At 63.9% G+C, this 16,368-nt stretch carries 16 protein-coding genes; 6 read left to right on the top strand and 10 right to left on the bottom strand.

What is annotated here, in order from left to right; all coding sequences use genetic code 11:
* Positions 1-13: 13 nt before the first annotated feature.
* From modC to TQ98_RS20065, 6 genes are all read right to left on the bottom strand, one after another.
* Positions 14-1,099 (bottom strand): molybdenum ABC transporter ATP-binding protein, encoded by a 1,086-nt coding sequence (gene modC, locus TQ98_RS20040; RefSeq protein WP_044870641.1) that lies wholly within the window; start codon positions 1,097-1,099, stop codon positions 14-16.
* Positions 1,100-1,102: 3 nt separating this feature from the next.
* Positions 1,103-1,789: a molybdate ABC transporter permease subunit gene (modB, locus tag TQ98_RS20045; protein ID WP_044870642.1), complete on the bottom strand. Its 687-nt coding sequence runs from the start codon at positions 1,787-1,789 to the stop codon at positions 1,103-1,105.
* Between the two features lie 92 nt (positions 1,790-1,881).
* Positions 1,882-2,910, bottom strand: coding sequence for a sensor domain-containing diguanylate cyclase (locus TQ98_RS20050; protein WP_044870643.1), 1,029 nt, complete (start codon positions 2,908-2,910; stop codon positions 1,882-1,884).
* 57 nt (positions 2,911-2,967) lie between these two features.
* Complete coding sequence (gene gloA, locus TQ98_RS20055; protein WP_044870644.1) at positions 2,968-3,360, bottom strand: lactoylglutathione lyase; 393 nt, start codon at positions 3,358-3,360, stop codon at positions 2,968-2,970.
* Between the two features lie 92 nt (positions 3,361-3,452).
* Complete coding sequence (locus TQ98_RS20060) at positions 3,453-4,670, bottom strand: argininosuccinate synthase (RefSeq protein WP_044870645.1); 1,218 nt, start codon at positions 4,668-4,670, stop codon at positions 3,453-3,455.
* A gap of 129 nt (positions 4,671-4,799) precedes the next feature.
* Positions 4,800-5,825 carry an OmpA family protein gene (locus tag TQ98_RS20065; protein WP_177410188.1) on the bottom strand — a complete coding sequence of 342 codons (1,026 nt, stop codon included), beginning with the start codon at positions 5,823-5,825 and terminating at the stop codon, positions 4,800-4,802.
* 167 nt (positions 5,826-5,992) lie between these two features.
* Between TQ98_RS20065 and pyrC the strand changes: the two genes are divergently transcribed.
* On the top strand, positions 5,993-7,039 hold the full coding sequence (pyrC, locus tag TQ98_RS20070; protein WP_044870646.1) for a dihydroorotase: 1,047 nt from the start codon (positions 5,993-5,995) through the stop codon (positions 7,037-7,039).
* Positions 7,036-7,710 carry a ribonuclease T gene (gene rnt / locus TQ98_RS20075; protein WP_044870647.1) on the top strand — a complete coding sequence of 225 codons (675 nt, stop codon included), beginning with the start codon at positions 7,036-7,038 and terminating at the stop codon, positions 7,708-7,710. The genes pyrC and rnt overlap by 4 nt, the downstream gene beginning before the upstream one ends.
* Positions 7,711-7,781: 71 nt before the next feature.
* Here rnt and TQ98_RS20080 read toward each other — a convergent pair whose 3' ends face one another.
* On the bottom strand, positions 7,782-8,384 hold the full coding sequence (locus tag TQ98_RS20080) for a peroxiredoxin (RefSeq protein ID WP_044870648.1): 603 nt from the start codon (positions 8,382-8,384) through the stop codon (positions 7,782-7,784).
* A gap of 286 nt (positions 8,385-8,670) precedes the next feature.
* On the opposite strand from TQ98_RS20080, the gene TQ98_RS20085 reads away from it, so the two are divergent.
* Both TQ98_RS20085 and bfr read left to right on the top strand, forming a co-directional pair.
* Positions 8,671-8,889 (top strand): bacterioferritin-associated ferredoxin, encoded by a 219-nt coding sequence (locus tag TQ98_RS20085; protein ID WP_044870649.1) that lies wholly within the window; start codon positions 8,671-8,673, stop codon positions 8,887-8,889.
* 204 nt (positions 8,890-9,093) lie between these two features.
* The gene (bfr, locus tag TQ98_RS20090; RefSeq protein ID WP_044870650.1) at positions 9,094-9,564 is read left to right on the top strand and encodes a bacterioferritin; all 471 of its coding nucleotides are present in this window, start codon (positions 9,094-9,096) and stop codon (positions 9,562-9,564) included.
* Between the two features lie 179 nt (positions 9,565-9,743).
* Here the strand turns inward: bfr and grxD are convergent, their stop codons facing one another.
* The 3 genes from grxD to TQ98_RS20105 all read right to left on the bottom strand — a co-directional run bounded on the left by grxD (position 9,744) and on the right by TQ98_RS20105 (position 13,819).
* A complete protein-coding gene (grxD, locus tag TQ98_RS20095) occupies positions 9,744-10,070 on the bottom strand; it encodes a Grx4 family monothiol glutaredoxin (RefSeq protein WP_044870651.1) in 327 nt (108 codons plus the stop codon).
* A 93-nt stretch (positions 10,071-10,163) separates the two neighbouring features.
* On the bottom strand, positions 10,164-12,272 hold the full coding sequence (locus TQ98_RS20100; RefSeq protein WP_044870652.1) for a molybdopterin oxidoreductase family protein: 2,109 nt from the start codon (positions 12,270-12,272) through the stop codon (positions 10,164-10,166).
* Between the two features lie 128 nt (positions 12,273-12,400).
* Entirely contained in the window at positions 12,401-13,819 is a 1,419-nt protein-coding gene (locus TQ98_RS20105; protein WP_052659141.1) for a sensor domain-containing diguanylate cyclase, read from the bottom strand.
* Positions 13,820-14,300: 481 nt separating this feature from the next.
* Here TQ98_RS20105 and argF point away from each other — a divergent pair, with 481 nt between their 5' ends.
* Both argF and TQ98_RS20115 read left to right on the top strand, forming a co-directional pair.
* Positions 14,301-15,218, top strand: a complete 918-nt coding sequence (gene argF / locus TQ98_RS20110) for an ornithine carbamoyltransferase (RefSeq protein ID WP_044870654.1) — start codon at positions 14,301-14,303, stop codon at positions 15,216-15,218.
* Entirely contained in the window at positions 15,215-16,324 is a 1,110-nt protein-coding gene (locus TQ98_RS20115) for an ABC transporter ATP-binding protein (RefSeq protein ID WP_044870655.1), read from the top strand. Before argF ends, TQ98_RS20115 begins: the two co-directional genes overlap by 4 nt.
* Positions 16,325-16,368 lie beyond the last annotated feature (44 nt).

Here is a 16,368-nt window from a genome sequence, read left to right on the forward strand (position 1 = left end):
TTGGTGACCGGTTTCAGGCCAGCAGCGCCACCGACTTGATCTGCGCCCAGATCGTCTGGCCGGGGTAGAGCCCTAGCTGGTCCCGCGAGAAGCGGGTGATGCGCGCCAGCATCGGCGTACCGTCCACGTCCAGACGCACCAGCACGTGGGCCGGATTGGCCGCCGGTAACGCTTCCACCACCCGAGCCGGCAGCAGGTTGAGGATGCTGCTGTCCCGTTGCTTGTCCAGGCTCAGGCTGACGTCCCGCGCCAGGACCCTGAGGCGCAGGTTGCGACCTTCAGGTACCGGGGAATGAGCCACGCGCATGCCCAGGGAACTGCCCGGCAGTGCCAGGGACAACAACTGGTAGCGCTCGTCGAAGCCCTGCACCCGTCCCTCGATCACCACGCCGGCATCGTCTTCCTGGGCGGTGGGCAGATCGAGCCGTGCGAGGGTCCGATCGAGCGGCCCGCTGGCCAGCACCTGACCGTTGTCCAGCAGCACCAGGTGATCGGCCAGACGAGCCACCTCGTCCGGCGAATGGCTGACGTAGAGCACCGGGATATCCAACTCGTCGTGCAGGCGCTCCAGGTACGGCAGGATCTCGCCCTTGCGCTTCAGGTCCAGGGCCGCCAGGGGCTCGTCCATCAGCAACAGGCGCGGACTGGTGAGCAGGGCACGGGCAATGCCCACGCGCTGCCGCTCACCACCAGACAAGCCGCCCGGCATGCGCTCGAGCAGATGGCCGATGCCCAGCAACTCAACCGCCTGGTCCAATTGCACGCGCCGTTCCGGCGCCGCAATGCGGCGCTGGCCGAATTCCAGGTTGCCCCGAACGGACAGGTGCTCGAACAGGCTGGCTTCCTGGAACACATAGCCGAGCGGGCGCTTGTGGGTGGGCAGGAAGTGGCGACGGGTGCTGTCCTGCCAGACCTCACCATTGATTTCCAGGTAACCCTCGGCTGCCCGTTCCAGGCCGGCAATGCAACGCAGCAGGCTGGTCTTGCCGGAACCGGAGTGGCCGAACAGGGCGCTGACGCCACGTCCCGGCAGTTCCAGATCGGCTTCCAGGGCGAAGCCGGGATGGTTCAGGCGAAAGCGTGCACGAATCGTTTGCATGACTCAGGTCCAGCCGGGTTTCAGGCGCCGGCTGGTGTTCAGCGCCAACAGGATGAGGAAGGAGAACAACAACATGCCGCCGGCCAGCCAATGGGCCTGGGCGTATTCCGTGGCTTCGACGTGATCGAAGATCTGCACTGACACCACCCGTGTCTTCTCCGGGATGTTGCCGCCGATCATCAGCACTACCCCGAACTCACCTACCGTGTGGGCAAAGCCGAGGATGGAGGCAGTGACGAAGCCCGGCCGAGCCAGGGGCAGGACCACCGAGAAGAAGGTGTCCCAAGGACTGGCGCGCAGGGTGGCAGCCACCTCCAGCGGGCGAGCGCCAATGGCGGTGAAGGCGTTCTGCAGCGGCTGCACCACAAAGGGCATGGAGTAAATCACCGAGCCCACCACCAGGCCGGCAAAGGTAAAGGGCAAGGTGCCGAGACCGAGGCTCTGGGTGAACTGGCCGATGAAGCCGTGGGGCCCCATGCTCACCAGCAGGTAGAAGCCGATGACGGTGGGAGGCAGCACCAGCGGCAGGGCCACCACCGCTGCCACCGGCCCCTTGAGCCGCGAGCGGGTGCGTGCCAGCCACCAGGCGATGGGCGTGCCCACCACCAGCAGGAGCAAGGTGGTAAGGATCGCGAGTTCCAGGGTGAGCCAGATGGCGGCCAGGTCGGTGCGGTCGAGGGGGAAGCTCATGGGTTGGCCAATTGATCAGATTTCGCTGTGTCGCGAACTATATAGCGAAGCCTGATGGCCAGCCAGAATCATGCGCGTTCGCCGCCTCACCCCTACCCTTTCCGGCGCAGTGCCCTGTCTGCTTCCTCCAGCAGCGCTTCGAGGTTCTTGCCCGGCGTCGACTCGGCGTGGCCGATGCGCAGGGTCAGACGCTGGCCCTCTGCACGATTGAACGCGCCAACGCTGGTACGCAGGCGCTGCACTACGGCTTCCGCGTCGCCGTAGCCGCTGGTCAGTACCATAAACTCGCCACCGCCCAGGCGCGCCAGCAGGTCACCCCGCCGGAACTGTTCCCGCAGCAGACGCGCGGCGGCCATCGGCAGGCTCTCCCCCTGGCTTCCGCCCTCGGCGCTCAGCACCAGGTAGAGCAGCAGGCAGGGGCTGTTGCGCTGGCGTGCCGTCTCCAGCTCTTCGGCAGCGAGGCGGAGAAAGCCGAGGCGGTTGTTGAGGCCGGTCAGCTCATCGGTCATGGCGAAACGCTGGATGTCCTGCTCCACGCGCTCGCGTTCGCAGGCTTCGTCATAGAGCAGACGGTTGGCCGCCACCAGGTCCTGGGTGCGGGCGATCACCCGCTGCTCCAACTCGTTGTAGAGCTGGACGTTTTCCATGGCCACCGAGGTGGAGTCCGCCAGGGCCTGCAGGAGGCCCACCTCCCGCTCGTTTGCGCGGCGTTCCTTGGCCCAGTAGGTGCCGATCGCCCCCACCGGGTCCAGGCTGCGGATGGGCACCATGACCAGGCTTTTCACGAAGGTGGGGCGGTAGGCGTCGTAAGGAATGCGTGAGTCGCGGTAGATGTCTTCGATCACCGCCGGCTCGCGGTTGAGCATGGCCCAACCGCTGATGCAGGTTTCCATGGGGAAACGCAGGCCTTTCCACAGTGGCGAAATGGCGTCCTCGTCCTTGTAGAAGCAGCGATCGCCATCGCGCAGGACGAAGGTGGCGCCGTCGGCGCCCACCAGCTCCCGGGCTGCGCTGCGCACGATCTCGGCGATGCGGTCGAGATCACGGGCCAGGGACAGCTCCTGGATGGCCCTTACCAGGCTTTCGAGATTGCGTTCATAGCTGACAGCGGAACCATCCATAGACCCACGCCTCCAGACCGGGACAAAGACGCCCCGGATTCATATCAGCACAGAGCTTCAGTCCTTGCGAGAGGGAGACAGCAGTTCGATCTTGTAGCCGTCCGGGTCCTCGACGAAGGCGAGGATGCTGGTGCCGTGCTTCATCGGGCCTGGCTCGCGGGTGATCTTGCCGCCGCGGGCGCGGATGTCTTCGCAGGCCTTGTACACATCGTCCACTTCCAGGGCGATGTGGCCGTAGCCGGTGCCCAGCTCGTAGCTTTCCACACCCCAGTTATAGGTCAGCTCGATCACGCTGTTGTGGGCCTCGTCGCCGTAGCCGACGAAGGCCAGGGTGAACTGGCCGTCCGGGTAGTCCTTGCGGCGCAGCAGGGTCATGCCGAGCACTTCGGTATAGAAGGCGATGGATTTGTCCAGGTCGCCGACGCGCAGCATGGTATGCAGCAGTCTCATCATTGGTTCCTCATCGGTTGCCCGTGATCCCGGGCTCAAAACACAAACCCCGGCTCGTGGCCGGGGTTTGTGGGCTCGCTCTGACAAGCTTATCAGAACAGCTTGCGGCCCTTGCCGGCAGCGATACGCATGCGCAGGGCGTTGAGCTTGATGAAGCCAGCAGCGTCAGCCTGGTTGTAAGCGCCGGCATCGTCCTCGAAGGTGGCGATGTTGGCGTCGAACAGGGAGTCGTCGGACTTGCGGCCGACCACGATGACGTTGCCCTTGTAAAGCTTCAGGCGTACCACGCCGTTCACGTTGGTCTGGGAGGCGTCGATCATCTGCTGCAGCATCAGACGCTCCGGGCTCCACCAGTAGCCGGTGTAGATCAGGCTGGCGTACTTGGGCATCAGCTCGTCTTTCAGGTGAGCCACTTCGCGGTCCAGGGTGATGGACTCGATGGCGCGGTGGGCCTTGAGCATGATGGTGCCGCCGGGGGTCTCGTAGCAGCCACGGGACTTCATGCCGACATAGCGATTCTCGACGATATCGAGGCGGCCGATGCCGTTCTCGCCGCCGATGCGGTTCAGCTCGGCCAGTACCTGCGCCGGAGTCATGTCCTTGCCGTCGATGGCGACGATGTCACCGGCGCGGTAGGTCAGCTCGATGTAGGTCGGGGTGTTGGGTGCGGCTTCCGGGGACTTGGTCCAGCGCCACATGTCCTCTTCGTGCTCGGTCCAGGTGTCTTCCAGCACGCCGCCCTCATAGGAGATGTGCAGCAGGTTGGCGTCCATGGAGTACGGGGACTTCTTCTTGCCGTGGCGCTCGATCGGAATGCCGTGCTTCTCGGCGTAGTCCATCAGCTTCTCGCGGGACAGCAGGTCCCACTCACGCCAGGGAGCGATCACCTTGACGCCCGGCTTCAGCGCATAGGCGCCCAGCTCGAAACGTACCTGATCGTTGCCCTTGCCGGTGGCGCCGTGGGAGATGGCGTCGGCGCCGGTCTCGTTGGCGATCTCGATCAGGCGCTTGGCGATCAGCGGACGGGCGATGGAGGTACCCAGCAGGTACTCGCCTTCATAGATGGTGTTGGCGCGGAACATCGGGTAGACGAAGTCGCGAACGAATTCTTCGCGCAGGTCGTCGATGTAGATTTCCTTGACGCCCATGGCCTTGGCCTTGGCGCGGGCCGGTTCGACCTCCTCGCCCTGGCCGAGGTCGGCGGTGAAGGTCACCACTTCGCAGTTATAGGTATCTTGCAGCCACTTGAGGATTACCGAGGTGTCCAGGCCACCGGAATAAGCCAGGACAACCTTCTTTACGTCCGCCATGCCATCAACTCCACGGGGGTTGTACGAAAAACTCGTGATTCTACTGACCCTGGCGGCCAAATTACAGTGGCGCGACAGCTTATGACGACGAGGCGACAGAATCTTTCGGCCGCGCGACGGACGGCGGGCTCAGGAGCCCGGCGGCGCCTGGGGCTTGGGCAGGACCTCCTTGACCCCGGGGCCTCCGGCAGGCGCACCGGATGCGGCGGCCGGAACGCCAGGTGCGGCGGGAGCGTCCGGCGCGGCCGCAGGTGCCGGCGCTTCGGCAGCGGCTGGCGTTGCGGCCGGTGCTTGCGCAGGGAGCTCCACGCGGGACAGCTGGACGGTGGCGCGGCGATTTTTCGTGCGGTTGGCCGCCGTGTTGTTCGGCGCCAGCGGATAGCGCTCGCCATGGAAGCGCATGACCATCTGGGCCTCCGGGAAGCCGTTGGCCCTGAAGTAGTCGTACACCACGAGGGCACGGCGACGGGACAGGTCGCGATTGGTCAGGCGATTGCCGCTATTGTCGGAATGGCCGTCGATCTCGATGTGGTTGACGCTGGGATCGGCTTTGATGAAGTCGAGGATGATGTCCATCTTGGCCCGCCCCATGGCGTCCAGCTCAACGCCGCCGTCCGGGAAGCCGACCTGCACATGCTTGACCTGGTCGAAGTTCACCGGCATCAGCTTGGCGGTGCAATCCAGATAATCCTGATAGGCCTTGTTGAACTTCACCGGCAGCAAGCGCACTTCAAGGGCATCGCCGCCCTGCAGGGTGCGGTGGCGAACCACGGGGCTGCGGCCTTCCAGCAAGCCGGCAAGCAGACGTCCGGCCTGCTGCTGTGAGCTGTTGAAGGGCACCTCACCGCCGCCGACGCTGACTGCGCCCAGGTTGATGTCCCCCCTCCCCGGCTGCCAGGGGGCGGCGGCCGCCAGCAGGGTCGCCGAACCGGCGCCCATCCAGTGCTCCCGGGCCTTCAGGCGGAAGGTGGCCTGCTCACCGGCGCGGCGCACGAACTCGCCGGCACCAAAGTCGGTGATGGGTTGCGACAGCCGGCACTCGAACTTGTCGCCTTCCACCTTCCATTCCACCTTTTCCAGGCGCGTCTGGAAGGTGACGGCCATGGCCGGCAGGCTGGCGAACAAGCTCAGGAATACGAGATAGCGCTGGCGCACGGCGGGCTCCACGGGGAATTGCGGCGTTCCTGATGGATATCGGTGCGGCGCGGCAAAACTTGAGCGGCAAATGGTCGGCGGGATCGCGCCGGCTCATGCCCCCGCGTGCCCCGGAAGGCCTTTTCCGGTAGCATGTCCGCCCAGTTCTGCCCGCCTGGAAGCCCCTCATGTCCGACCGTTTGACCCTCCTGCGTCCCGACGACTGGCACATCCATCTGCGCGACGGCGCCGTTCTGGCCCACACCGTCGCCGATGCTGCCCGCACCTTTGGCCGCGCCATCATCATGCCCAACCTGGTGCCTCCGGTTCGCAATGCCGAGGAAGCCGACGCCTATCGCCAGCGCATCCTCGCTGCCCGCCCGGCCGGCAGCCGCTTCGAGCCGCTGATGGTGCTCTACCTCACCGACCGCACCAGCCCCGAGGACATCCGCGCGGCCAAGGCTTCCGGCTTCGTCCACGCCGCCAAGCTGTATCCGGCCGGCGCCACCACCAATTCGGACTCCGGCGTCACCAGCATCGACAAGATCTTCCCGGCCCTGGAAGCCATGGCCGAAGTGGGCATGCTGCTGCTGGTCCACGGTGAAGTGACCCGTGGCGAGATCGACGTGTTCGACCGCGAGAAGGTGTTCATCGACGAGCACCTGTCCCGTGTGGTCCAGCGCTTCCCGACCCTGAAGGTGGTGTTCGAGCACATCACCACCGGCGACGCGGTGCAGTTCGTGCAGTCGGCCTCGGCCAACGTGGGCGCCACCATCACCGCCCATCACCTGCTGTACAACCGCAACCACATGCTGGTGGGCGGTATCCGTCCGCACTTCTATTGCCTGCCGATCCTCAAGCGCAACGTGCATCAGGAAGCCCTGCTGGACGCTGCCACCAGCGGCAGCACCAAGTTCTTCCTCGGCACCGACTCGGCGCCGCACGCCAAGCACGCCAAGGAAGCCGCATGCGGCTGTGCCGGCTGCTACACCGCGTACGCGGCCATCGAGCTGTACGCCGAAGCCTTCGAGCAGCGCAACGCCCTGGACAAGCTGGAAGCCTTTGCCAGCTTCCACGGCCCGGACTTCTACGGCCTGCCGCGCAACACCGACCGCATCACCCTGGTGCGCGAGGAATGGACCGCCCCCGCCACCCTGCCCCTGGGCGAGCAGGTGGTGGTACCGCTGCGTGCTGGCGAAACGCTGCGTTGGCGTCTGGTGGAGGAACAAGCGTGAGCGAAGACCTTTACGACGACGAACTGGACGGCAGCCTGCCGTCCGGCCCACGCCACCCGATGGCCGCGCGCTTCCGTGGCTATCTGCCGGTAGTGGTAGACGTGGAAACCGGCGGCTTCAACGCCGCCACCGACGCCCTGCTGGAAATCGCGGCGACCACCATTGCCATGGATGAGCAGGGCTTCCTCTATCCGGACCACACCCACTTCTTCCGCGTTGAACCGTTCGAGGGTGCCAACATCGAGCCCGCCGCGCTGGAGTTCACCGGGATCAAGCTGGACCACCCGCTGCGCATGGCGGTGAGCGAGGAGCACGCGCTGACGGAAATCTTCCGTGGCCTGCGCAAGTCGATCAAAGCCAATGGCTGCAAGCGCGCCATCCTGGTGGGTCACAATTCCAGCTTCGACCTGGGCTTCCTCAACGCGGCCGTGAACCGCACCGGGATGAAGCGCAACCCCTTCCACCCCTTCTCCAGCTTCGACACCGCCACCCTGGCCGGCCTCGCCTACGGCCAGACCGTCCTGGCCAAGGCCTGCCAGGCCGCCGGCATCGAGTTCGACGGCCGCGAGGCGCACTCCGCGCGCTACGACACCGAGAAGACTGCCGAGCTGTTCTGCGGCATCGTCAACCGCTGGAAAGAGATGGGCGGCTGGATCGACGACGAGGACTGATCCGCTCCTCGCCTACGTCCAGACATGAAAAAGCCCGGCAGATGCCGGGCTTTTTCTTTGGCTGCTGACGCTTACAGGGAAGAAGCGTTCTCGGCCAGGTACTGGGCAACGCCTTCCGGAGAAGCGGTCATGCCCTTGTCGCCTTTCTTCCAGTTGGCCGGGCACACTTCGCCGTGCTCTTCGGTGAACTGCAGAGCGTCGACCAGACGCAGCAGCTCGTCCATGTTACGGCCCAGCGGCAGGTCGTTGACGATCTGGGAACGTACAACGCCGTTCTTGTCGATCAGGAAGGCACCACGGTAAGCCACGCCATCGGCGGACTCGACGTCATAGGCCTGGGCGATTTCGTGCTTCATGTCGGCAGCCAGGGTGTACTTGACCTGGCCGATGCCGCCCTTATCTACCGGGGTGTTGCGCCAGGCGTTGTGGGTGAAGTGAGAGTCGATCGATACGCCGATCACTTCCACGCCGCGGGCCTTGAACTCGGGAATGCGGTGGTCCAGGGCAATCAGCTCGGACGGGCAAACGAAGGTGAAGTCCAGCGGGTAGAAGAACACCAGGCCGTACTTGCCCTTGATGGCTTCGGACAGGGTGAAGGTGTCGACGATCTCGCCGTTGCTCAGTACAGCCGGAACGGTGAAGTCCGGAGCCTGCTTGCCTACGAGTACGCTCATTTCAAGTCTCCTATGTTCATGAGGAATTCAGTGGGGTCCGGGGTCACAGCCTGGCCGACCATTGTGGCGCCACGGTGACACCGGCTCCTGCAAGGACTGCGCATCATACACGTGGCCCGACTTATGCGCCCACCGCTTTTCCGCGAACGGTTCTGCCCCCGCACATGCTCACCCATCCCCCCGGGAAGGCCTCTGGTCCGGCCCTTCCAGCCAAATCTTTGACAATCATTCTCATTACTATTAGTATCCCATCCATCCAATCACTCCCCCCGAGTCCTGAGTCGCTATGTACGTCTGTCTCTGTCTAGGTGTCACTGACGGTCAAATTCGCGAAGCCATCTATGAAGGCTGCTGCAGCTATCGCGAAGTACGCAACGCCCTCGAAGTGGGAACCCAGTGCGGCAAGTGCGCCTGCCTCGCCAAGCAGGTCGTGAAGGAGACCTTGGCCGAGGTCCAGAGCAGCCAGGCCGCCCTCGCCTATCCAGCCGCATACGCCATCGCCTGACCGTTCGGCGGAAGGAAAAGAAACCGGACCTCAGTGTCCGGTTTTTTTGTGCCTGTTTTTCAAACATTTAGGCTTCAAATGTAGAAGTTAAACATTCTTATTAATATTCAAATTTATTTGTAATTCAAAGACTTACATTTGACATACCCAAGTACGGCGATCAGAATTCGTTGATCCACGACTCTTCACACGGCAGGACTGCACATGAAAGGCGACAAGAAAGTCATTCAGCATCTCAACAAGATCCTCGGCAATGAACTTGTTGCGATCAACCAGTACTTCCTTCACGCACGCATGTATGAAGATTGGGGCCTGAAGAAGCTGGGCGACCACGAGTATCACGAGTCCATCGACGAGATGAAGCATGCGGACAAGCTGATCAAGCGCATTCTCTTCCTCGAAGGCATCCCCAACCTGCAAGACCTTGGCAAGCTGATGATCGGCGAGAACACCAAGGAAATGCTGGCCAGCGACCTCAAGCTTGAGCAGCAGGCCCTGCCGGACCTGAAGACCGCCATCGCGTACTGCGAGAGCGTCGGCGACTACGGCAGCCGCGAACTGCTGGAGGAAATTCTCGAGTCCGAAGAAGAGCACATCGACTGGCTGGAAACCCAGCTGGGCCTGATCGAGAAAGTCGGTCTGGAGAATTACCTGCAGTCGCAGATGGACGAATAATCCCGATCAAAACAGAAAGCCCCGCAATTGCGGGGCTTTTTGTTTGAGCGAGAGTTCCTGGAAGTCGACACGTCGGAACAATTTCCATTTATCAAACGGAACTTTGAATGGCGACTGCTGAAAACGGTTCGCAATAAAAAAGCCCCGCACTTGGCGGGGCTCTTTCATTCGAAGTCGGATCAGGCGCTGGCCTTGCTCACGGCATCTTTCACCAGGGTCTGCAGCTCACCCTTCTCGAACATCTCGGTCATGATGTCGCTGCCGCCGACCAGTTCGCCGCCTACCCAAAGCTGCGGGAAGGTCGGCCAGTTGGCGTACTTCGGCAGGTTGGCGCGGATTTCCGGGTTCTGCAGGATGTCGACGTAGGCGAATTTCTCGCCGCAGGCCATCAGGACTTGCGCTGCGCGGGCGGAGAAGCCGCACTGCGGAGCGTTCGGCGAGCCTTTCATGTACAGCAGGACAGTGTTGTTGGCGATCTGCTCTTTGATGGTTTCGATGATATCCATTGGGCACCTCGGCTGAACTTTCCGACTGGCGAGTCGGCTGGATGGCGGCATTGTATCGGAAAGCCGAGCCACACGCTCGGACTTCCCTTACCTTCAGGCGGCCACCACTTCCACGGGAACGCCATTGAGTGCCGCATTGCCGGAAAGCGCATCCAGCTGGCGCTCATCGGTGAGGTCGTTGGCACTGGCGCCCGGCTGCTCGCTGGCGATCCCCATACGCACGCCGGGCCGCGCATGGCCCCAGCCATGGGGCAGGCTGACCACGCCGGGCATCATGTCCTCACTGGCCCCCACCTCCACTTCGATCACCCCGACTCGCGAACGCACTTTCACCCGTTGCCCGTCCACCAGGCCACGTGCCTCCAGGTCACGGGGATGCATCAGCAACTGGTGGCGCGGCTTGCCCTTCACCAGGCGATGGTAGTTGTGCATCCAGGAATTGTTGCTGCGCACATGGCGACGGCCGATCAGTACCAGCTCGCCCTCTCGGGGTACCGGCTGCGCGGCGAAACGATCGAGGTCACCGAGCAGAATGGCCGGCGCGGCTTCTACCTTGCCACTGGACGTCTTGAGGCGGCTGGCGAGATTGGGCTTCAGCGGCCCCAGGTCAAGGCCGTGGGGATGCTCGCGCAGGCGTGCCACCGAGAGTTTGTGCTCCGAACGATCGCCGTAGGCGCCTACGCGCAGGCCCAGGTCGATCATCTGCTCCGGCTCCAGGGTGGGCTTCAGTTCAATGCCGGTTCGGGCAGCGAAGGCCTTGGCCAGGCCAACGAAGATTTCCCAGTCGTGCAGCGAACCAGCGGGCTTGGCCAGCACCGCCTCGTTGAAGCGGGTGACGTTGCGCACGGCAAAGACATTGAACGTCGTGTCGTAGTGCTCGTGTTCCAGGGGTGCCGTCGGCGGCAGGATCAGGTCGGCGTAACGGGTGGTCTCGTTGATGTAGAGGTCGATGCTGACCATGAACTCCAGGCCGTCCAGCGCCTGTTCCAGCTGGCGCCCGTTGGGGGTGGACAGCACCGGATTGCCGGCGACCGTCACCAGCGCACGCACCTGCCCTTCTCCGGGCATGAGCATTTCTTCGGCAAGGGCCGCCACCGGCAGTTCGCCGCCGTACTCGGGCAGACCGGAAACCCGGCTCTGCCAGCGATTGAAATGCCCGCCCGATGTGGTCGCCACCAGGTCCACCGCCGGCTGGGTGCAAAGCACGCCGCCCGCCTGATCAAGGTTGCCGGTGACCAGGTTGATCAGTTGGATCAGCCACTGGCAAAGGCTGCCAAAGGCCTGGGTGGAAACGCCCATGCGGCCGTAGCAGACCGCGCTCTCGGCCGCCGCGAAATCCCGCGCCAGCTGGCGGATTTGCGCCACCGGAATACCGCAGCGCTGGCTCATGACCTCAGGCGTGAAGTGGGCGATGGCTTCCCGCACCTGTGCCAGTCCCTCCACGGGGAGGTGAGTGGCGCGGCCGAGACCTTCCTCGAACAGGGTGTTGAGCAGACCGAAGAGCAGCGCGGCATCCTGCCCCGGCCGTACGAACAGATGCTGGTCGGCCATGGCCGCGGTTTCGCTGCGCCGCGGGTCCACCACCACCAGCTTGCCGCCACGCGCCTGCAGCGCCTTCAGGCGCTTTTCCACATCCGGCACGGTCATGATGCTGCCGTTGGAGGCCAGGGGATTACCGCCAAGGATCAGCATGAACTGGGTGTGATCGATGTCGGGGATCGGGATCAGCAAGCCATGGCCGTACATCTGGTAGCTGATCAGGTGGTGCGGCAGTTGGTCTACGGAAGTGGCGGAGAAACGCCCACGGGTCTTGAGCAGGCCGAGGAAGTAATTGCTGTGGGTCATCAACCCGTAGTTGTGCACGCTCGGGTTGCCCTGGTACACGGCCACCGCATTGTTGCCGTGGCGCGCCTGAATGTCGGCCAGGCGCTCGGCCACCAGCGCGAAGGCCTCGTCCCACTCGATGGGCAACCACTCGCTGCCGGCACGGCGCATCGGCTGGCGGATGCGGTCAGGGTCATTCTGGATGTCCTGCAAGGCCACCGCCTTGGGACAGATATGGCCACGGCTGAAGCTGTCCTGGGCGTCCCCCTTGATGGACAGGATGCGGCGGCTGCCGTCATCCAGGTCCTCGGTCTCGATGGTCAGGCCGCAAATGGCCTCGCACAGATGGCACGCACGGTGGTGGAGGGTCTTGGTCATCGCCTGGCCTCAGGTTCCTGTTCGAGACGACCGGTCGGGTCGCAAAGAACAGACTATGGAGCCAGTTCCGCCACCCGACCAGCAGCCTCAGCGCCATGAATCGGGAGGCATCAGGGCTGCCGATGCGACTAGACCATCGGCTCGGCCAGGCAGACCTGATTACGGCCGTCCTTCTTGGCCTGGTACAGCGCCGAATCCGCCAGTGCCACCAGCTGTTCCGGGCGGATGGAATCATCGGGCACCAGGCTGTGCACGCCGATGCTGACCGTCACCACGCCGAGCGAGTTGCCGACATGGGCGATCCGCTGCTCGCAGACAGCCTGGCGAATCCGCTCCGCCACCAGCCGCGCGCCGATCAAGTCGGTATGCGGCAGCAGGACGGCGAACTCCTCGCCCCCATAGCGCGCCACCGTATCACCGGCGCGCACCTTGAACCGGCGCAGCACCTCGCTCACCGCCTTGAGGCAGAGATCGCCGGCCTGATGGCCGTAGCTGTCGTTGTAGGCCTTGAAGTTATCCACGTCGATCATCACCAGCGCCAGGGGTGCCTGCACCGTCGCCGCGCGGTGAAACTCGATTTTCAGGGACTGATCGAACTGCCGCCGGTTGGAGATGCCGGTCAGACCGTCGCGGTTGGCCAGGAGGAACAATTCCTCGTTCTCCCGCTCGATGGACTGTGCCGCCACCATGCTCTGGCGCACCCGCGTCACGACGCCGCGGCCCGCGAGCATCAGCGCCAGGATCAGGACAGCGACCAGCCCTCCCACCACCACGGCCTTGCGCCCCCACTCGCCCAGCACCTCATTGCGCGACATGGAGACCGCCACCACGAGCGGGAAATGATCCAGCGCGCGATAGGCGTAGACTCGATCTACCCCATCAAGCAATGAGACGCTTGCCCCCAGGCCCACGGGAGAGCGCTTGAGGTCGGCCTGGAACATATAGCTGTTGGCCATGCTCGCCCCCGTGCTACCGGATTGCTCCGGTCGTCGGTAGATGATCGTGCCGTCGTTCATGGCCATCAGGATGGAGCCTTCGTGACCCACATCGAACAGCTTGTAGAAGTCCCGGAAGTGCGCAATGCGGATGGTCGCCACCACCACCCCGGCGAAATGGCCGTCCTTGCCGTTGAAGCGACGCGATACCGGCAGGACCCAATCTCCGCTCAAGCGACTGCGAACCGGGTTGCTCACTTCGGTATCACGGCTCACCGACTGGCGGTGGTGCTGGAAATAGCTGCGATCGGCGTTATTGACGTCGGGTCTGGAGGGCGGGTTGGAGTAATAGAGCCAGCGCCCTTCGGCGTCGAGCACGGTGATAGCGGCTAACTGCGGGGCGCGCTGCCTGTAGTTCAGCAGCAGCTGGTTGAGCGTCGCCTGGCTGTTTTCGCCGCTTTCCATGAGCGCCACCAGGCCACTCAGGACGATCTCCGCTTCCTTGATGGATTCCTGGGCATGCTGGGCGATGGAATAAGCCAGGTTGGCGTTGGCCTTGTCCGCCTCACGCAGGTAAAGCTGCTTCGAATCCAGCACCTGCAGCAGGTTCACCAGGATTGCGCCCAGCCCTGCCAGCAGGAGCAGGCCATACGCAAGCCAGAGAGAGCGCCGTGTTCCCGAAGACCCCTGAATAGGTCCCGGCCCGGTTCCAGCCATCCACCAAACTCCTCACGGCTCCATGCGTCGGCACAAAATAGACAAGCCACCTCGTCGAAACAATCCTGAAATCCACCGATTGCCAGTCCCTGGGGAGCCGTTGTAAAAGCTCCCATCTGCCGCCAGTGTCAGGCGGGGTGCGGCCTGGCAACCGCTGCCGACGTTCCCGGACGATGTCCTGCCCGCCACGCCCATAGCCAGTAACGACGCGGCTTTCGGCACATATTGGAAAACAGCGACATTTCCTTATAAGATCGCGCCTTCCCCCTAAATCGTCGCCACGTGCGGCTCCAACCGCCCGTCCCGCCTGCTTTGTTCCCGCAGCAATCCCCGGCCAGGACACGCGGCCAGTGGCAAAAGAAGAAAGGTAGTAACCATGAGCGCTAGGCATTTTCTCTCCCTGATGGACTGTACTCCCCAGGAGCTGAACAGCCTGATCCGTCGAGGCACCGAGCTGAAGGATCTGCGCAATCGAGGCGTGCGTTACGAACCCTTGAAAAGCCGCGTACTGGGGATGATCTTCGAGAAGGCCTCCACCCGTACCCGCCTCTCCTTCGAAGCCGGGATGATCCAGCTCGGCGGCCAGGCCATCTTCCTGTCCCCTCGCGACACCCAGCTCGGCCGTGGCGAGCCGATCAGCGACAGCGCCATCGTCATGTCGCGCATGCTCGATGCGGTGATGATCCGCACCTTCGCCCACAGCACCCTCACCGAGTTCTCCGCGCATTCGCGGGTACCGGTGATCAACGGTCTCTCCGATGACCTGCACCCCTGCCAGTTGCTGGCCGACATGCAGACCTTCCTCGAGCACCGCGGCAGCATCCAGGGCAAGACCGTGGCCTGGATCGGCGACGGCAACAACATGTGCAACACCTATATAGAAGCGGCGGTCCAGTTCGACTTCCAGCTGCGTGTCGCCTGCCCCGAGGGCTTCGAGCCCAAGGCCGAGTTCGTCGCCATGGCCGGCGACCGGGTGAAAGTGGTACGTGATCCGCGCGAAGCCGTGGCCGGCGCCCACCTGGTCAGCACCGACGTCTGGACCTCCATGGGCCAGGAAGAGGAAACCGCCCGACGCCTGGCGCTGTTCGCGCCCTACCAGGTCAACAAGGCGCTCCTCGACCTGGCTGCGGAAGACGTGATATTCATGCACTGCCTGCCGGCCCACCGGGGCGAAGAGATCAGCGTCGACCTGCTCGACGATCCGCGCTCCGTAGCCTGGGACCAGGCGGAAAACCGTCTCCACGCCCAGAAAGCCCTGCTCGAACTGCTGGTCGAACACACCCATCACGCATGAATCGCGAAACACTTCTCAGCCTGCGCAACCTCAGCTGCGGTTACCACGACCAGCAGGTTGTGCGGGGTCTGAACCTCCACCTCAACGCCGGTGACATTGGCTGCCTCCTCGGCCCCTCGGGCTGCGGCAAGACCACCACCCTGCGCGCCATCGCCGGCTTCGAGCCGGTGCTGGACGGTGAGATCCAGCTGGCCGAAGACGTCATCTCCCGCGCCGGCTTCACCCTGGCGCCGGAGAAGCGCCGCATCGGCATGGTGTTCCAGGACTACGCCCTGTTCCCCCACCTGACCGTGGCGGACAACGTCGCCTTCGGCATCCGCAAGGAGCCCGACTGCGAACGCAAGGTTGGCGAGCTGCTGGAACTGGTGAAACTGGGGCACCTGGCCGATCGCTACCCCCACGAACTGTCCGGCGGCCAGCAACAGCGGGTCTCCCTGGCCCGCGCACTGGCGCCTGAGCCGCGCCTGCTACTGCTCGACGAGCCCTTCTCCAACCTCGATGGCGAACTGCGTCGACGCCTCAGCCAGGAGGTCCGCGAGATCCTCAAGGCACGTGGCACCAGCGCCATCCTCGTCACCCACGATCAGGAAGAGGCCTTCGCCGTCAGCGACCACGTTGGCGTGTTCAGGAATGGCCTGCTGGAGCAGTGGGACACCCCGTACAACCTCTACCACGAGCCCCTGACCCCGTTCGTCGCCAGCTTCGTCGGCCAGGGCTATTTCATTCGTGGCCAGCTGGTTTCCGCTGATTCGGTGAACACCGAGCTGGGCACCATCCGTGGCAACCGCGCCTACACCTGGCCGTCCGGCTCGGCCGTGGACGTGCTGCTGCGTCCGGACGACATCGTCCATGCGCCGGACAGCGAGTTGCGAGCCAAGGTGATCGGCAAGATCTTCCTCGGCGCCGCCACCCTCTATCGCCTGCAGCTGCCCACCGGCAGCCAGCTGGAATCGATCTTCCCCAGCCACGCGGACCATCAGCCCGGACAGGAAGTCGGTATTCGCATCGCCGCCGACCACCTGGTGGTGTTCCCTGCCCAGGGCAGCGTCGCCGCTCACTTCACGCCGCAGGAATCCGGCGTCCGCCGCATCAGCGGCGCACTCTGAAACGCGAAGGGGCCGCAACGATGCGGCCCCTTCTCTTTCCAGAC

The organism is Pseudomonas sp. LFM046, assembly GCF_000949385.2.
Taxonomy (GTDB): domain Bacteria; phylum Pseudomonadota; class Gammaproteobacteria; order Pseudomonadales; family Pseudomonadaceae; genus Metapseudomonas.

Excerpts from the sequence above, each read along its gene's own strand:
- modC (WP_044870641.1), bottom strand. The coding sequence starts at position 1,099 with ATGCAAACGATTCGTGCACGCTTTCGCCTGAACCATCCCGGCTTCGCC.
- modB (WP_044870642.1), bottom strand. The coding sequence starts at position 1,789 with ATGAGCTTCCCCCTCGACCGCACCGACCTGGCCGCCATCTGGCTCACC.
- TQ98_RS20050 (WP_044870643.1), bottom strand. The coding sequence starts at position 2,910 with ATGGATGGTTCCGCTGTCAGCTATGAACGCAATCTCGAAAGCCTGGTA.
- gloA (WP_044870644.1), bottom strand. The coding sequence starts at position 3,360 with ATGAGACTGCTGCATACCATGCTGCGCGTCGGCGACCTGGACAAATCC.
- TQ98_RS20060 (WP_044870645.1), bottom strand. The coding sequence starts at position 4,670 with ATGGCGGACGTAAAGAAGGTTGTCCTGGCTTATTCCGGTGGCCTGGAC.
- pyrC (WP_044870646.1), top strand. The coding sequence starts at position 5,993 with ATGTCCGACCGTTTGACCCTCCTGCGTCCCGACGACTGGCACATCCAT.
- TQ98_RS20080 (WP_044870648.1), bottom strand. The coding sequence starts at position 8,384 with ATGAGCGTACTCGTAGGCAAGCAGGCTCCGGACTTCACCGTTCCGGCT.
- TQ98_RS20085 (WP_044870649.1), top strand. The coding sequence starts at position 8,671 with ATGTACGTCTGTCTCTGTCTAGGTGTCACTGACGGTCAAATTCGCGAA.
- bfr (WP_044870650.1), top strand. The coding sequence starts at position 9,094 with ATGAAAGGCGACAAGAAAGTCATTCAGCATCTCAACAAGATCCTCGGC.
- grxD (WP_044870651.1), bottom strand. The coding sequence starts at position 10,070 with ATGGATATCATCGAAACCATCAAAGAGCAGATCGCCAACAACACTGTC.
- TQ98_RS20100 (WP_044870652.1), bottom strand. The coding sequence starts at position 12,272 with ATGACCAAGACCCTCCACCACCGTGCGTGCCATCTGTGCGAGGCCATT.
- argF (WP_044870654.1), top strand. The coding sequence starts at position 14,301 with ATGAGCGCTAGGCATTTTCTCTCCCTGATGGACTGTACTCCCCAGGAG.
- TQ98_RS20115 (WP_044870655.1), top strand. The coding sequence starts at position 15,215 with ATGAATCGCGAAACACTTCTCAGCCTGCGCAACCTCAGCTGCGGTTAC.